We start from the raw sequence: 17,224 nt of genomic DNA on the forward strand, positions 1-17,224 counted from the left end.
TGCCACTTGCAGCTGTTTTTACTGCGGGTTGGCACGGGTGCTGGACAACAGCTGCTTCAGGTTGGCTGCCTTCGGCTTGACCAGCCAGAAGCGCCGCACGTAGTCGTCCAGGTTCTCCGAGAGCTCACGCCCCCACTCACTGCCGGTCTCATCCACATACTCGGCAAGGACACGCGCCAGGTGGCTACGGTAGGCCTCCATCGCTTCGCCACTGATACGCTGGATTTCCACCAGCTCGTGGTTGAGCTTGTCGACGAAGCTATTGTCCATGTCGAGCACGTAGGCAAAGCCGCCAGTCATGCCAGAACCGAAGTTGTAACCGGTCTTGCCCAAAACGCAGACAAAGCCGCCGGTCATGTATTCACAGCAGTGATCGCCAGTGCCCTCGACAACAGCATGGGCGCCGGAGTTACGTACAGCGAAGCGCTCGCCCGCAGTACCTGCGGCAAACAGCTTGCCGCCAGTGGCACCGTACAGGCAGGTGTTGCCGACGATGGCGCTGTGCTGGGTTTCGAACGGGCTGCCGGCTGGCGGCACGATGGTGACCTTGCCACCGGTCATGCCTTTGCCGACGTAATCGTTGGCGTCGCCTTCCAGGTGCAGGTTCAGGCCACCAGCGTTCCACACGCCAAAGCTCTGGCCCGCAGTCCCCTTGAAGCGGAAGGTGATCGGCGCCGCAGCCATGCCCTGGTTGCCGTGCAGGCGGGCGATTTCGCCCGACACACGCGCACCGATGGAGCGGTCGCAGTTGCAGATGTCGAGGCTGAACTCGCCACCCGCCTGGTCGCGGATGGCCGGCATGGCCATATCAACCATCTTCTCGGCCAACTCGCCCAGATCGAACGGCGGGTTCTTGTCGACTTCGCAGAACTGCGGTTTGTCCGCCGGAATGTGCGAGCTGCCCAGCAGCGGCGACAGGTCCAGGTACTGCTGGCGTTCGGTGTCACCTGGCAGCACATCGAGCAGGTCGGTACGGCCGATCAGTTCACCAAGGCTGCGCACGCCCAGCTTGGCCAACCACTCGCGGGTTTCTTCGGCGACGAAGGTGAAGAAGTTGATCACCATGTCGACGGTGCCGATGTAGTGGTCCTTGCGCAGCTTGTCGTTCTGGGTGGCCACGCCGGTGGCGCAGTTGTTCAGGTGGCAGATGCGCAGGTACTTGCAGCCCAGGGCAATCATTGGCGCGGTACCAAAGCCGAAGCTTTCGGCACCGAGGATGGCCGCCTTGATCACGTCCAGGCCGGTTTTCAGGCCGCCGTCGGTCTGCACTCGCACCTTGCCGCGCAGGTCGTTGCCGCGCAGGGTCTGGTGAGTTTCCGCCAGGCCCAGCTCCCAAGGGGCGCCGGCGTATTTGATCGAGGTCAGCGGCGAAGCACCGGTACCACCGTCGTAACCGGAGATGGTGATCAGGTCGGCATAGGCCTTGGCCACACCAGCGGCGATGGTGCCCACGCCCGCTTCGGCTACCAGCTTGACCGATACCAGCGCCTGCGGGTTGACCTGTTTGAGGTCGTAGATCAGCTGCGCCAGATCTTCGATCGAGTAGATGTCGTGGTGTGGAGGTGGCGAGATCAGGGTCACGCCCGGCACCGCATAACGCAGCTTGGCGATCAGGCCGTTGACCTTTCCGCCCGGCAACTGGCCGCCCTCACCGGGCTTGGCGCCCTGGGCAACCTTGATCTGCAACACTTCGGCGTTGACCAGGTACTCCGGAGTCACACCAAAACGGCCGGTGGCCACCTGCTTGATCTTCGAGCTCTTGATGGTGCCATAGCGCGACGGGTCTTCGCCGCCTTCACCAGAGTTGGAGCGCGCGCCCAGGCGGTTCATGGCCTCAGCCAGCGCTTCGTGAGCTTCCGGCGACAGTGCACCCAGCGAGATACCCGCCGAGTCGAAGCGCTTGAGAATCGCCTCCAGCGGCTCGATCTGCTCAAGCGCCAGCGGCTGGTCGGCCACCTTCACTTTGAGCAAGTCACGGATCATCGACACCGGGCGCTGGTCCACCAGCGTGGTGTATTCCTTGAACTTGGCGTAGTCGCCCTGCTGCACGGCGGCTTGCAGGGTGTTGACCACGTCCGGGTTGTAGGCGTGGTATTCGCCACCGTGGACGAACTTCAGCAGGCCGCCTTGCTGGATCGGCTTGCGCGCGCTCCAGGCTTCGGCCGCCAGCAGCTTCTGGTCGTTTTCCAGGTCTTCGAAGCGCGCACCCTTGATGCGGCTGGACACGCCCTTGAAGCTCAGGCCTACCACTTCCTCGGCCAGGCCGATGGCCTCGAACAGCTGTGCACCGCGGTACGAAGCGATGGTGGAGATCCCCATCTTCGACAGGATCTTCAGCAGGCCCTTGGAGATACCCTTGCGGTAGTACTTGAACACTTCATCCAGGTCGCCCAGCACTTCGCCGGTACGAATCAGGTCAGCCAGTACTTCATACGCCAGGTACGGGTAAACGGCCGAGGCACCGAAGCCCAGCAGCACGGCGAAGTGATGCGGATCACGGGCGGTAGCGGTTTCCACCAGGATGTTGCTGTCGCAACGCAGGCCCTTTTCGGTCAGGCGGTGGTGCACGGCACCCACGGCCAGCGAAGCGTGCACCGGCAGCTTGCCCGGGGCGATATAACGGTCGCTCAGCACCAGCTGGGTCTTGCCCCCACGCACAGCTTCTTCGGCCTGGTCGGCAATGTTGCGGATGGCTGCTTCCAGGCCGACGCTTTGCTCATAGTTGAGGTCGATCAGCTGGCGGTCGAAGCCTTCGCGCTCCAGGTTCATCAGCGAACGCCACTTGGCAGGCGAGATGACCGGCGAGCTTAGGATTACCCGCGAAGCGTGCTCCGGGGACTCCTGGAAGATGTTGCGCTCGGCACCCAGGCAGATTTCCAGCGACATCACGATCGCTTCGCGCAGCGGGTCGATCGGCGGGTTGGTCACCTGAGCGAACTGCTGGCGGAAGAAGTCGTATGGCGAACGCACGCGCTGCGACAGCACGGCCATCGGCGTGTCGTCACCCATCGAACCAACGGCTTCCTGGCCCTGCTCACCCAACGGGCGCAGCACCTGGTCACGCTCTTCGAAGGTAACCTGGAACATCTTCATGTATTGCTTGAGCTGGTCAGCGTCGTAGCTGGCCACGCCCTGGTCGTCGGTCAGTGTCGCCTGGATACGCGTAGCGTGCTGACGCAACCAGCGCTTGTATGGGTGCCGCGACTTCAGGCGGTTGTCGATGGCGTCGGTGTCGAGAATCTGGCCGGTTTCGGTGTCCACGGCAAGGATCTGGCCCGGGCCGACACGGCCCTTGGCCAGCACTTCCTCAGGCTGATAGCCCCATACGCCGATTTCCGAGGCGATGGTGATGTAGCCATTGGTGGTGGTCACCCAGCGCGCCGGGCGCAGACCGTTACGGTCGAGCAGGCACACCGCGTGGCGGCCTTCGGTCATGACGATACCGGCCGGGCCATCCCACGGCTCCATGTGCATGGAGTTGTATTCGTAGAAGGCGCGCAGGTCGGCGTCCATGGTCTCGACGTTCTGCCATGCCGGCGGTACCAGCATGCGCACGCCGCGGAACAGGTCGATGCCACCGGTGACCATCAGTTCCAGCATGTTGTCCATGCTCGACGAGTCGGAACCGACGCGGTTGACCAGCGGGCCGAGCTCTTCGAGGTCGGGGATCTGGTCGTTGGCGAACTTGGTGCGACGAGCCACGGCCCAGTTGCGGTTGCCGGTGATGGTGTTGATCTCGCCGTTGTGGGCGAGGAAGCGGAACGGCTGCGCCAGCGGCCATTTCGGCAGGGTGTTGGTGGAGAAGCGCTGGTGGAACACGCAGATCGCGGTTTGCAGGCGCTCGTCACCCAGGTCTGGGTAAAACGCCGCGAGATCGCGCGGCATCATCAGGCCTTTGTAGATGATGGTCTTGTGCGAGAAGCTGCAGATGTAGTGGTCGGCGTCGTGGGCGTTGGCCACCGACGAACGACGACGGGCGCTGAACAGCTTGATGGCGAACTCCTGGTCGCTCAGGCCTTCACCGCCAATGAACACCTGCTCGATCTGCGGCAGGCGCTCCAGGGCCAGGCGGCCGAGGACGCTGGTGTCGATCGGCACCTTGCGCCAGCCGACCAGTTTCAGGCCGGCGGCGAGGATCTCGCGGTCCATGTTGGCGCGGGCAGCTTCGGCTTTGACCGGGTCCTGGTTGAAGAACACCATGCCGACGGCGTACTGCTTGGGCAGCTCGACAGCGAAGTGCTCCTGGGCCACGGCTCGCAGGAATTGATCGGGCTTCTGCATGAGCAGACCGCAACCGTCACCGGTCTTGCCGTCGGCATTGATGCCGCCGCGGTGGGTCATACACGTCAACGCCTGCATGGCAGTTTGCAGAAGGTGGTGGCTCGGCACGCCCGTCATATGGGCGATCAGGCCAAAACCACAGTTGTCCTTGAATTCTTCGGGATGGTACAGACCTGTTTTCATAGACACATTCTCACCAGGTTCACCTCTCAACGGAGGTAAATCTCTTTTTTAACAACCACTTACCATCCACGCCGATCAAACGCCAGCTTTTTTGCGGTGGTCATGGAAAACCATTGTTGCACAGCGACAGCGATGCCCACAAATTTTCATGTCTCGGCATTGAAAATTTATGTCGCAATTTTGAATGTTTTTGCGCCATGCGCCGTGATAGCGGCTTGACTCGAGTCTGAAGCGTTTCAGCCATGACTGCAACTAGGGGCTTGTGGCCGGCAGTCCGGGACAGAAAAGCCTGCCGCGCTCGGGCGCAGCAGGCTAGTCGAAAGCTAGAATTCGCTTAGCTACTGGGCGGCGGGGTGATGCCGCCCGGAAGGTATCAGCGGGCCGCAGCCAGCTCTTGTTGGACGCTGGCGACGGTACGTGGCCAAGGTTTACCAGCCTGGACCTTCGCTGGCAAGTTCTTGATTGCTGCAACCGCTGCGTCGCGGTTGGCGAAACTGCCGTAAGTCACGACGTACAGGGGTTTGCCCTGCAGGTTTTTCTTGAAGTAGCGATAGTCGCCACCCTGGGCCTTGACGTAAGCCTGGGCCGACGCTTCGGAGCTGGTTCCGAGGATCTGCACCACATAATTGCCCGGCTTCTGTCCAGCATACCAGCCACCGTTGCCAGCGCTGGCGGCGGCAGGCTTTTCGGCAGCTTTGGCGGCCGGTTTGGCCACGGCGACCTGGGTCGGCGCTGGCTTGGCAGGCGCAACCGGCTTGGCGGGCTGGGTTGCAACAGGCTTCGACGCAGGCGCAACCGACTGTACTGGCTGGGCAGGCGCAGGCGCCGGGCCAGCCGGCACACCTTGTGGCGGGGCGATGGTGGTTACGGTCGGTGGCGGGTTGCCAGGCTGCAGCGCGGTGTCGCCAGCCGGGCTTCCCTCTTCACCGTCGCCCATGCCTGCGGCTTGGGCCAGCGGTTCGCGCATCACCGGCTGCGACTGGCCAACCAGTGGCAGCGGCATTGGCTGGGAGGAGCCGGAGAACTCGATGGCAGCGCCCTGCTTGCCGTCACCCAGCGGCAACTGGGCTTGGGCGGCCGGCGCTTCGGCGGGGGCCTTGTCGCCTTTCTTGGGCATCAATACCGCGGCCGCAACGGCAACCACGACCACAGCGGACAGCGCGAGCACATGTTTTTTAGGCATCTTGAACCCCATGGTAGGTCGCTTGGCCGTCGAGCGGCTGGCGATCATCGCTTCGATCAAAGTGTCACGGGCGACCTGGTTGATGTTGCCAGGCCAGCCGTCGGAGTTTTCATGGATATCGGCGATCTGTTCACGGCTGAACACCTCAATGCCCCGGCCAGCCCCTTCCAGGCGCTGCTCCAGGTACTCGCGGGTCTCTTCTTCACTGTAGGGCGCAAGCTCGATGATGTGGAAACGTTCTTCCTCGACATTGAGCTCGTCCAGCCCGGCAATCAGCGATGGCTCACCGAACAGAAACACGTGCGGACGCCCCTCAGGTACCCCCGCCGCCAATTCCAGCAACGCTTGGAGTGCCGACTCGTCGAGTTGTTCCGCATCGTCCACCAGCAAATACACTTCCTGCCCGGTCAGTGCCAGCTGCACCACCTTCGACAGGATCGCCTGTACCTCGGGCTGGGCCACACCCAGCTCCTGCGCGACCTGCGCGAGCATACTGGAGGCATCGCTGGCGCTGCGGGCCGACACCACCACACTTTGCACAGCCTGCTTGTTGGTGCTGGCCACCAGGGCCTGGCGCAACAGCGACTTGCCGCTGCCCAATGGGCCACTGACCACCAGCATCAACTGGCTATAGCGCGCCAGGTGGTGCAGTTGGCCAAGCACAGGCTTGCGCTGGGCCGGGAAGAACTTGAAGCCAGGTACGCGGGGCGCGAATGGATCATGGCTCAACTGGTAATGGTCGAGAAAGGCCTCATCGGCATGCAAACTTGTCATTGCGCTGTCACAACCTCAAAGCTGGGCCACGATCGCGCGGTAATCCGCCGACAGCGTGGCCTGGAGAATCTCTTTCGAATAGTCGTCGGTCACCACGGCCTCGCCCATCTGGCGCAGTAGCACCAGACGCAAACGACCGTCGAGCACCTTCTTGTCGACCGCCATGTGCTCCATGAAATGCGCCGGGGTCATTTCCTGTGGTGGCACCACCGGCAAACCTGCGTCCTGCAACAGGCGGATCCCACGATCGCGCTCAGCCTGGTCGATCCAGCCAAGGCGCATGGACATTTCCAGGGCCATCACGGTGCCCGCCGCCACGGCTTCGCCGTGCAGCCACACGCCATAGCCCATGTGGGTTTCGATAGCATGCCCGAAGGTATGCCCCAGGTTCAGCGTGGCCCGTACGCCAGACTCGCGCTCGTCGGCGCCCACCACCGCGGCCTTGGCCGCGCAAGAGCGGCGGATGGCCTCGGTCAGGGCTGCCGAATCGAGGGCACGCAGTGCCTGCATATTGTCTTCGAGCCAGGCGAGGAACGGCTTGTCGCAAATCAGGCCGTACTTGATCACTTCGGCCAGGCCTGCAGACAACTCGCGCGCTGGCAGGGTCTTGAGGCTGGTGGTATCGATCAGCACCGCATTGGGCTGATAGAAGGCACCGACCATGTTCTTGCCCAGCGGATGATTGATGCCGGTCTTGCCCCCCACGGAAGAGTCGACCTGGGACAACAGGGTCGTTGGCACCTGGATAAAGTCGACGCCGCGCTGGTAGCAAGCGGCAGCGAAGCCAGCCATGTCACCAATCACGCCACCGCCCAGAGCGACCACCGTAGTACGACGATCATGGCGGGCTGTCAGTAGGCCATCGAAGATCAGCTGCAATGTTTCCCAGTTCTTGTGGGCTTCACCATCGGGCAACACCACTGGCAGTACCGAATAGGCACCGAGGGCCTTGCTCAGGCGTTCGAGATACAGCGGCGCGACGGTCTCGTTGGAAACGATGGCAACCTGCCGACCCGCGATGTGCGGTGCCAGCAGCTCGGGCTGGTCCAGCAGGCCTTCGCCAATGTAGATCGGGTAGCTACGCTCGCCCAGGTCGACCTTTAGTGTCTGCATGTATCCCCACAATGTACTTGGGCGCGGCGCCATCCGGCGACCTGCGCGGTAACGTTGAGCCTCGCCTCGGCGCTGGTGGCCGAGAATAGTCCCGGGTTAACGGGGCGGCAACTGCTGCAAGCGCTCGAGAATATCGATCACCACCATGCGTGGTGGCCGCTCGTCGGTTTCAACCACCAGGTCGGCGATCTCGCGGTAGAGCGGGTCGCGGGTTTCCAGCAAGGTGCGCAAGGTCGCCTCGGGGTTGGCCGTGCGCAGCAGCGGGCGGTTGCGGTCGCGCGCGGTGCGGCCGACTTGCTGTTCGACCGAAGCATGCAGGTAGATCACCCGGCCACCCTGATGCAGCGCCTGGCGGTTGGCTTCGCGCATTACCGCGCCACCGCCGGTGGCCAGGACCACACCGTCGAGCGCGCACAGCTCGGCGATCATCGCTTGCTCGCGATCACGGAAACCCGGCTCGCCTTCCTTGTCGAATATCCACGGGATGTTTGCGCCGCATCGCAGTTCGATTTCCTTGTCGGAATCCTTGAACAGCAGGCGCAGCTCTTTGGCCAACAGGCGTCCGATGGTGCTTTTACCAGCGCCCATGGGCCCCACAAGTATCAAATTTCGCACAGAATCAACGACTCACAGCAATCGCCTGGTCACTCATGATACGCGGAGTCAGGAAGACCAGCAGCTCGGATTTTTTCTCTTGTAATGCATCGCGTCGAAACAGCCGCCCAACATACGGCAGATCGCCGAAAAATGGCACCTTGTCGACCACATTGTTTTGCGAAGTCGAGTAGACGCCACCGATCACGATCGTTTCGCCGTCCGCCACACGCACCTTGGCATTGACCTCGTTCTTGCGGATCGGCGGTACATTGTTCAAGGCATTGACGTAATCCGGCTCGTCCTTGGTCACCCTGACGGTCATGATCACCTTGTTGTCCGGGGTGATCTGTGGCGTTACTTCCAGCGACAGCGAGGCTTCGCGAAACGATACCGAGGTAGCGCCGCTTTGGCTCGTTTCCTGGTAAGGCACCTCGGTACCCTTGAGGATCCTCGCCGTTTCCTTGTCAGCCGTGACCACCTTGGGCTGCGAAATGATCTCGCCGTTGCCGCTTTTCTCCATGGCACTGAGCTCCAGGTCCAGCAATACGTCACCGCGCAACAAACCAAGGCCGATACTGCTGCCGGCACGCTCCAAGCCGAGGTCGACGAACAGTTCCTTGCCGGGCCGCAACTTCTCGCCGTACAGCGGCCCGCCCCAGCGCACCCCCAGGCTTTTCTCATAATCGACGTTGGCCTCGACGATACGCGCCTCGATCGCTACCTGGCGCACCGGCACATCCAGCTGCGCCACCAGCTGGCGCAACTCGGCCAGGCGTTCAGCGGGCAGATACACCACCAGCGTATTGGTGCGCTCATCGACACTCAGGCTACCCGTGGGGATGCCGTCACCCTCCAGACTTGCCTGCAGCAACTGCGCCAAATCGGCGGCCTTGGCGTGGTGAATGGGCAGCAGCTCCCGACGCAATGGCTGCAGGTGCGCATCCAGCAACTGACTCACCCGGGCATCTGCTGATTGCGCGGCAAACTCGGCTGCAGGCGCCACCAACAGCACATTACCCTCCTGGCGCCGGGACAGGCCCTTGCTGCGCAGCACCAGGTCAAGCGCCTGATCCCACGGCACGTCCTGCAAACGCAAAGTGACACTGCCTTGTACTGCATCGCTGGCGACCAGGTTGACGCCGGCGTAGTCAGCCAGCACCTGCAGCACCGCACGCACCTCTACATCCTGAAAGTTCAGCGACAGGGGTTCACCCTGGTAAGGCGTCGCCGAAGCCAGCGGGATCGACAGCAGGGTTGCCAGCAGGTATTTCATCCACGTTTTCATTCGGGTCCGAGGCCTCCTTGCCCAGGCGCTTGGCGAGGGTGATGAACGCCGTGCGCTCGTGCCATACCCCCGCCATGAAAAGCCGCTCACGCACTTCGACCTGACGTTGGTCTATATGCTTCACTACCCCCTGATCGCGCCCTACCCGGTCCCCCGGGCGCACGCGATAGAGCTTGCCAGCCGCCATCAGCAGCGCCTCGCGTGCCGTCCCGCGCGCCAGGCTGCCGACCATTTCCAGCTGCGCCAACGGCACGCCGACCAAGCCGGCACTGGCCACTCGCGCCATAGCAGGGGCAAACGGGTCCACCTCAGGCGCAGCCATTGCGGCTCTTGCCGGCAGGTGCGCCAGCATTGCGGGTGCCTTCATGGGCGTAGCCGCATGATAGGCATCAACCCGCAACCGCAGGCGCAACAGCCCAGGCTGGCGATCAACGGTTGCCAGGCTCATGTCACCGCTGCGCAGAATCCGCGCCTGCCCTAACCATTCGTCCAGCCACAGCCGCAAGGCCGGGTAACGCCCTACCACTTGTACCTCCAGGGGTACCTTGCTGAATCCGGCCTGTTGCTCGCCCTCACTTACATCCAGGCGCTCGACAAGCAACCCATGCGCATGCCCCGACACTGCCAGGCGCTCAAGCAGGTCGCTCATGCTTTCCCCGGCTGCCAGATACCAGTGCGCTTCTTGCAACCGTTGCTCGGCAAGCACCACTAAAGCTTTCAGCCGCTCCAGTTCTGCCAACTGCGATGCACTGGCTGCCTGCAGCTGGCTCAGCTCGACATGCCTGGCCTCCTCCCGCGCCTGCTGCTGTAACAGTGGGGGCAGGCGTATCGCGCAGCCGAGGCCGAACAGCACAATAGCTACGAGCACTGGCGCCAGCCGTCGGAAGCGGCCTGAGCGCTCGACCACCGCCAGCCAAGCGACCATTTGTGCTGTACTCACGACCAAAACGCCGCAACGCGAGCGGTCAGCAAAAACTCATCGCCGTCCGGCAGGCTCTTGATGTGCTTGAGTTCCAGATCGAGCAAAGCGTTCGAGCGGTTCAAGTCGCGCATGAACTGCGCAACCACAGCACCAGACGCAGCCACCCCTGTCATCTGCAAGCGGTCACTATCAAGGCTCAGGTCTAGTAGCTGCACACCTTCAGGCAGCGCCCCTTCAAGGTCGGCGAACACACCGGCCAATACATCCTGATGGGCGCGCAGGCCTTCCAAAGCCACCGCACGGGCAAGTAACGCTTCATGCTGTGCACGTACCTCGGCCAGCGGTTGCACCTGCTCACCCAGTACATCAAGGGTCGCTTGGCGCTGGGTATTGGCCAACACCTGCTGCTGCCCGCGCTGGCGGGCCAGCTGATCAACCAGCATCACGGCGCACAAAGCCAACAGTGCGCCAGCAACCAGCTGGCCTCGAAAGCGCCGCAGCGCCGCCTGACGCTGCCTTTCGCGCCAGGGCAGAAGGTTCAGCCGCATCATGGACGCAACCCTCCCAAGGCCAAGGCGCAGGCCAGGAGCATCGACCCATCAACATGTTCAAGCCCTGCCAGACCAGGCAGGTACGTGCACGGCACATTCAGCCGGCTGCCAAGGCCCTGCAGCCAGTCCGGACTGACCGATGAGCTGCTGACAACCCACAACCGCGCAGGCAGGCCCTGCCCGGCAAGCCAAGCCTGCAGGCGCTCTGGCCATTGCCCGTGCATGTCCGGGCCAGCCGTTTGCAGCTCACAGCGCTGGTAGGCCCTGCCGGGCTGCCAGTCATGAAGGGTTACGCTGCGGGCTTCGACACGCAGCAGTGCTGCTCCCTCAAGGCCGCCCTGTGGCAACATGCGGCACAAGGCAATGTTGTCGACCTCGACGGCTTCCAACTGCAAGCCCGCCTCCTCGACGACGGCTTCGAGTGACGCCAGCGCACTCTGCCGACAGGCGGCAACCATCACCTCGGAGCAACCTGGCTGGGCATGGGAAGCGCCCATGACCTGAAAATCCAGGGCCAGATCTTCCAGCGGGAACGGAAACAGCCGCTCTGCATCGGCAAGCAACTGCGCCTCCAACTGTGCCCCGCCCTGCTGCACAGGCAGATGGCACAACTTGCAAATAACCTGACTGGCCGGCAGCGCCAGTGCTACCCGACGTTGCCTGAGGCCGCTGCGCCGGTATGCTCGCTGCAGCGCAGCCGCCACCACGTCAGGTTCCGCAGCCCAGTCATCGGCCAGCGGCGCCTGAAACAGCTCTTGTGCCGACCCCATCACACGGCAGCGCCGATTGCGCTGTTGCAGTTGCATTATCCGAACGGCGTCGGGCGTAATTTCCACCCCCACGAGTGAACCGGCATCCTTGCCGAAGCGTCCAAGCATCGCGACTCCTTTGCTGTTTGGTGCAGCTGCCAAACGCAACTGCCTGTCGCAACCCCGCGGCAACACTGGGCCGGGGCTACTCATCAAGTCGACGGGTAGCCTGGCCGGTCACCCGGAGAGGCGAAAAATGCTTATAATGCCCAGCGTTTTTTGGTCCACCGGACCTGCGTGCAATCCACTCCCAACCTGGACACCGAAAAGCCTTGATACGTCTGCTGAAGTTCTTCTGGTGGTCTTCCGTCGCAGTCATCTGCGCGCTCGTACTCGGTGTGAGCGGTGCGTTTCTGTATCTTAGCCCCAGCCTGCCCTCGGTCGAGTCCCTCAGAAGCATCCAGTTGCAGATCCCCCTCAGGGTGTACAGCAGCGATGGCAAGCTGATTGCCGAATTCGGCGAAATGCGCCGCTCGCCGATCCGCTTCGCGGATATTCCCCCACAATTCATTCAGGCGCTGCTGTCAGCCGAGGACGACAATTTCCTCAACCATTACGGTGTCGACCCCAGCAGCCTGATGCGCGCCGCGACCCAGCTGGTGAAAACCGGCCATATCCAGACCGGCGGCAGCACCATCACCATGCAGGTGGCGAAGAACTTCTTCCTCACCAGCGAGCGCAGCTTCTCACGCAAGACCAACGAAATCCTGCTGGCCCTGCAGATCGAGCGTGAGCTGACCAAGGACGAAATCCTTGAGCTGTACGTGAACAAGATCTACCTGGGCAACCGCGCCTACGGTATCGATGCAGCTGCACAGGTGTATTACGGCAAGTCCATCCGTGACGTGAGCCTGGCGCAGATGGCGATGATCGCCGGCCTGCCCAAGGCACCGTCACGCTTCAACCCGCTGGCCAACCCGGTGCGCGCCAAAGAGCGTCGCGACTGGATCCTCGGACGCATGTACAAGCTGGGCAAGATCGACGAGGCCAGCTACCAGGCCGCCCTGGCCGAGCCGCTCAATGCCAGCTACCACGTGCCGACGCCTGAGGTGAATGCCCCGTACATCGCCGAAATGGCCCGCGCGGAAATGGTCGGCCGCTACGGCAGCGACGCCTACACCGAAGGCTTCCGCGTCACGACCACCGTGCCTAGTGACATGCAGGAAATGGCCAACAAGGCCGTCCTCAAAGGGCTCTCCGACTACGATGAGCGCCACGGCTACCGTGGCCCTGAAGCACGTTTCCCGGGCCGCACCCAGGCAGCCTGGCTGAAGGAGCTGGGCAAGCAACGCACCCTTGGCGGCCTGGAGCCAGCCATTGTCACCCAGGTGGAACAAACCGGCCTCAAGGTGCTGACCCGCGACGGCCAAGAGGCGCAGGTTGCCTGGGACACCATGAAATGGGCGCGTCCGTTCATCAACAACAACGCCCAGGGCCGCACACCGCAATCGCCGGCCGATGTGGCCCAGGTCGGTGACCTGGTACGCCTGCAACGCCTTGAAGATGGCACGTTGAAGTTCAGCCAGGTGCCCGCTGCGCAAAGCGCCCTGGTCACCCTCGACCCGAACAACGGTGCCATCCGCGCCCTGGTTGGCGGTTTCTCGTTCGAGCAGAGCAACTACAACCGCGCCGTGCAGGCCAAGCGCCAACCGGGCTCAAGCTTCAAGCCATTCGTCTACAGCGCCGCGCTGGACAGCGGCTACACCGCTTCCAGCCTCGTCAACGATGCGCCGATCGTGTTCGTTGACGAGTCGGTGGATAAAGTGTGGCGACCGAAGAACGACAACAATACCTTCCTCGGCCCTATCCGCATGCGTGAGGCGCTGTACAAGTCGCGCAACCTGGTGTCGATCCGCCTGCTGCAAGCCATGGGCGTGGATCGCACCATCGACTACATCACCAAGTTCGGCTTCAACAAACAGGACCTGCCGCGCAACCTGTCGCTGGCCTTGGGCACCGCCACCCTGACCCCGATGGAGATCGCCACCGGCTGGAGCACCTTTGCCAACGGTGGCTACAAGATCACCCCGTACCTGATCGACCGCATCGAAAGCCGCAGCGGCGAGACACTGTTCACCGCCAACCCGCCCCGCGTACCACAAGGTGCCGAGGACCAGGCGGGCCTGGCCGCCCCCGAGCAGCCAATCAGCACTGCCGCCATGCCAGGCGAGGCACCTTCTGCTGTCAACCAGGTGGCCGCAGCACCGCAAACGCCAGCAGTGGCCGAACGGATCATCGACGGGCGTACCACCTACATCCTCACCAGCATGCTGCAGGATGTGATCAAGCGCGGCACCGGCCGCCGGGCCCTGGCCTTGGGCCGTACCGACCTGGCGGGCAAGACGGGGACCACAAACGAATCCAAGGACGCCTGGTTCTCCGGTTACAACGCCGATTACGTGACTACCGTTTGGGTCGGCTTCGACCAGCCGGAAACCCTCGGCCGCCGCGAATATGGCGGGACTGCGGCCCTGCCGATCTGGATGAACTTCATGGGCGCGGCGCTCAAGGACAAGCCTGCGCACGCCCCGGCAGAGCCGGAAGGCATTCTCAGCTTGCGCGTCGACCCGATCAGCGGTCGCGCAGCATCGCCGAGCACACCGAATGCCTACTTCGAGCTGTTCAAAGCCGAAGACTCGCCGCCGTCGGTGGATGAACTGGGCAATGGCGTGGCACCGGGCAGCCCGCTGCCAGCCGATGAAGCGACGCCGATGGATCTGTTCTAAGGCAGGGCGCCTGACTCAGGTTTTGCGTGGGCGCGTGAATCGAGCGCCGCGCGGGCGGCGCTCGATCTGATAGGCGCCACAAGTGCCCTGACGAACACCTTGCAGCCCTGACACATTCCCAAGCCCCAACAAAAAGCCCCGGCTCATGCGAGCCGGGGCTTTTTTATGTCGCTTGCGGCAATCAGCCGTTGAACACTTCATCCACGCTGGTCAGCGGGTAGTGCTTCGGATAAGGCAGGGTAGCCACGCCGGATTCGATGGCAGCCTTGGCCACAGCATCGGAAACGACGGTGATCAAGCGTGCATCCAGCGGCTTCGGAATGATGTACTCACGGCCGAACTCCAGGCCTTCAACGCCATAGGCTTCGCAAACTTCCTTCGGCACTGGCAGCTTGGCCAGGTCTTTCAGGGCGATAGCGGCAGCGATCTTCATCTCTTCGTTGATACGCTTGGCGCGAACGTCCAGAGCACCACGGAAGATGAACGGGAAGCCCAGCACGTTGTTGACCTGGTTCGGGTAGTCGGAACGACCGGTCGCCATGATCACGTCGTTGCGAGTGGCATGCGCCAGCTCTGGGGAGATTTCCGGGTCCGGGTTCGAGCAGGCGAACACGATCGGGTTGGCAGCCATCGACTTCAGGCCTTCTGGGCTCAGCAGGTTCGGGCCGGACAGGCCTACGAACACGTCGGCACCGTCAAGGGCGTCGGCCAGGGTGCGCTTGTCGGTCGCGTGGGCGAACTGCGCCTTGTACTGGTTCAGGTCGTCACGGCCAGCGTGGATCACGCCACTACGGTCGATCATGAAGATGTTCTCGACCTTCGCACCCATGCTTACCAGCAGCTTCATGCAGGAGATGGCAGCAGCGCCGGCGCCCAGGCAGACGATCTTGGCGTCTTCCAGTTTCTTGCCGGCGATTTCCAAGGCGTTGATCATGCCAGCGGCAGTCACGATGGCAGTACCGTGCTGGTCATCGTGGAACACTGGAATATCGCACTGTTCGATCAGGGTACGTTCGATTTCAAAGCACTCAGGTGCCTTGATGTCTTCAAGGTTGATACCGCCGAAGGTGATCGAAATGCGGCGAACGGTGTCGATGAACGCTTGCGGGCTTTCCGATTCGACTTCGATGTCGAACACATCGATACCGGCGAAACGCTTGAACAGAACACCCTTGCCTTCCATGACCGGCTTGGAAGCCAGTGGGCCGAGGTCACCCAGACCGAGGATGGCAGTGCCATCGGAAATCACCGCAACCAGGTTGCCTTTGCCGGTGTATTTGTAAGCCAGCTCTGGATCACGGCCAATTTCGCGCACCGGCTCTGCAACACCTGGGCTGTAGGCCAGGGCGAGGTCACGGGCGGTGGCAGTGGGCTTGGAGAGTTCAACGCTCAGTTTCCCCGGACGAGGTTGAGCGTGATATTCGAGAGCGGCGGTTTTCAGGTCTGACATGGTGGGCATTCCGCTATTTACTGTTCTGACGGACCGCCGAGGATACGCAAAGAGCCGGGGAGCCACAAGACTGGCCGGTCACTTGTGTCAAGGCCTTTAGCCTACGACTTTACGCTACAACCCACGGGGGCATACGACCTACAGTGTGTACAATCCACTATCGAAATGTCTACATCTTTTAGCCTGAAATGCGCGCCAGCATGCTCGGATCGGTCAATGGCAACACCCAGCGTCGCTGCCCGGGCTTGAGGCCTCCCCTGCGGGAACGATCCAGCACCCAGCCGCGCGCTTCGACCTGGTGTCCCTTGAGGTTATCGAAGAAGCTGGCGGGGAAGTTGCGCTGCAGACGAGCGGGAACCTGCAGCACCATGGTATTGCCCAGGGTCAGCCAGACCCCGCCACGATTATGCTCAATGCCTCCGATACGACCACGTACAACAGCGAAACCTGACCGCCTGACATCGCCTGCAGGCACCACGGGTGAACGCCGCCACAGGCCAACACCAGCCTGGCGCGCCGCTTGTTCGGCAAGCTGCTGGCAGCCGCTGAAGCGCACATTAGGGGCAATTGCCACGCGATAGCCCAAGCCCTCGCTAAGCAATTGTGCTTCCAGATTGTCGCCATTGCGGCTGTAGATGTGCGCCAGTGTGCGACCGTACTTGTCTTTGCCTTCAACACCAGGCACCAGCCCGACGCGATGGTCACTGGCCTTTATCAAGGCCTGCAATCGCCGCCTGGCAGCTTCGGCATAGGGCTCACTGGTACGCCCCTTGCGGCCTATTTCCGGGGCATTGATACCGATCAGCCGCACACTGCGGCCATCGACCAGACGCAAGGTGTCGCCATCGACCACCTGTCGTACCGCTACCCATTGGGGCTTGTCCGGCAGTGGGCAGAACGCCAGGACCGGGAAATGCCAGATAACGCCCACAAAAAAGGCGCCCACAAGGGGCGCCTTCTTCAGCAACAATGCGAAACCCGAAGGATTCGCCATGCGCATGATTACTTCTTGGCACCGAACATGCCGAAGCGATCGGCGAACTTCTGTACGCGACCACCGGTGTCCAGAACTTTCTGCTTACCGGTGTAGAACGGGTGGCACAGGTTGCAAACGTCGATCGACAGGACATTGCCCAGGGTCGAACGAGTTTCGAACTTGTTACCGCAGCTGCAGGTGACTGCAACTACTTCGTAGTTCGGGTGGATACCTTCTTTCATGGTCACTTCCTCGAGCTGCGTGCCGCCACCCAACACCAATTGTTGAATACCGCACGTAATTAGGCGGCGAATAATACCAGAGCACACCGTCAGCGCAAGATGTCGCTTGCACCGACCGTCGTCTGCTAGGCT

General features: G+C 62.3%; 12 protein-coding genes. 1 reads left to right on the forward strand and 11 read right to left on the reverse strand.

The features are described from left to right. Window positions 1-18 precede the first annotated feature (18 nt). The 8 genes from gltB to GST84_24790 all read right to left on the reverse strand — a co-directional run bounded on the left by gltB (window position 19) and on the right by GST84_24790 (window position 11,767). Window positions 19-4,464, reverse strand: a complete 4,446-nt coding sequence (gene gltB / locus GST84_24755) for a glutamate synthase large subunit (GenBank protein ID XGB15380.1) — start codon at window positions 4,462-4,464, stop codon at window positions 19-21. Between the two features lie 373 nt (window positions 4,465-4,837). Then, window positions 4,838-6,421: an AAA family ATPase gene (locus GST84_24760; GenBank protein XGB15381.1), complete on the reverse strand. Its 1,584-nt coding sequence runs from the start codon at window positions 6,419-6,421 to the stop codon at window positions 4,838-4,840. 15 nt (window positions 6,422-6,436) lie between these two features. Then, window positions 6,437-7,534 carry a 3-dehydroquinate synthase gene (gene aroB / locus GST84_24765; GenBank protein ID XGB15382.1) on the reverse strand — a complete coding sequence of 366 codons (1,098 nt, stop codon included), beginning with the start codon at window positions 7,532-7,534 and terminating at the stop codon, window positions 6,437-6,439. 96 nt (window positions 7,535-7,630) lie between these two features. Next, entirely contained in the window at window positions 7,631-8,149 is a 519-nt protein-coding gene (aroK, locus tag GST84_24770; GenBank protein XGB15383.1) for a shikimate kinase AroK, read from the reverse strand. A gap of 4 nt (window positions 8,150-8,153) precedes the next feature. Continuing rightward, the gene (locus GST84_24775; GenBank protein ID XGB15384.1) at window positions 8,154-9,416 is read right to left on the reverse strand and encodes a pilus modification protein PilQ; all 1,263 of its coding nucleotides are present in this window, start codon (window positions 9,414-9,416) and stop codon (window positions 8,154-8,156) included. After that, window positions 9,340-10,341 (reverse strand): type 4a pilus biogenesis protein PilO, encoded by a 1,002-nt coding sequence (pilO, locus tag GST84_24780; GenBank protein ID XGB15837.1) that lies wholly within the window; start codon window positions 10,339-10,341, stop codon window positions 9,340-9,342. Before pilO ends, GST84_24775 begins: the two co-directional genes overlap by 77 nt. An 11-nt stretch (window positions 10,342-10,352) precedes the next feature. Further along, entirely contained in the window at window positions 10,353-10,889 is a 537-nt protein-coding gene (locus GST84_24785) for a fimbrial protein (protein ID XGB15385.1), read from the reverse strand. Continuing rightward, window positions 10,886-11,767, reverse strand: a complete 882-nt coding sequence (locus GST84_24790) for a pilus assembly protein PilM (GenBank protein ID XGB15386.1) — start codon at window positions 11,765-11,767, stop codon at window positions 10,886-10,888. The genes GST84_24785 and GST84_24790 overlap by 4 nt, the downstream gene beginning before the upstream one ends. Before the next feature lie 203 nt (window positions 11,768-11,970). On the opposite strand from GST84_24790, the gene GST84_24795 reads away from it, so the two are divergent. Beyond that, a complete protein-coding gene (locus GST84_24795) occupies window positions 11,971-14,424 on the forward strand; it encodes a PBP1A family penicillin-binding protein (protein XGB15387.1) in 2,454 nt (817 codons plus the stop codon). A 181-nt stretch (window positions 14,425-14,605) separates the two neighbouring features. On the opposite strand, the gene GST84_24800 is transcribed toward GST84_24795, so the two are convergent. The 3 genes from GST84_24800 to rpmE all read right to left on the reverse strand — a co-directional run bounded on the left by GST84_24800 (window position 14,606) and on the right by rpmE (window position 17,092). Further along, window positions 14,606-15,874, reverse strand: coding sequence for a malate dehydrogenase (locus GST84_24800; protein XGB15388.1), 1,269 nt, complete (start codon window positions 15,872-15,874; stop codon window positions 14,606-14,608). Between the two features lie 178 nt (window positions 15,875-16,052). After that, entirely contained in the window at window positions 16,053-16,874 is an 822-nt protein-coding gene (locus GST84_24805) for a thermonuclease family protein (GenBank protein XGB15389.1), read from the reverse strand. Between the two features lie 2 nt (window positions 16,875-16,876). Further along, the gene (gene rpmE, locus GST84_24810) at window positions 16,877-17,092 is read right to left on the reverse strand and encodes a 50S ribosomal protein L31 (GenBank protein ID XGB15390.1); all 216 of its coding nucleotides are present in this window, start codon (window positions 17,090-17,092) and stop codon (window positions 16,877-16,879) included. Between the last annotated feature and the right edge of the window lie 132 nt (window positions 17,093-17,224).

Origin of the sequence: Pseudomonas putida, assembly GCA_041879295.1 — a bacterium.
Lineage (GTDB): Bacteria > Pseudomonadota > Gammaproteobacteria > Pseudomonadales > Pseudomonadaceae > Aquipseudomonas > Aquipseudomonas putida_Y.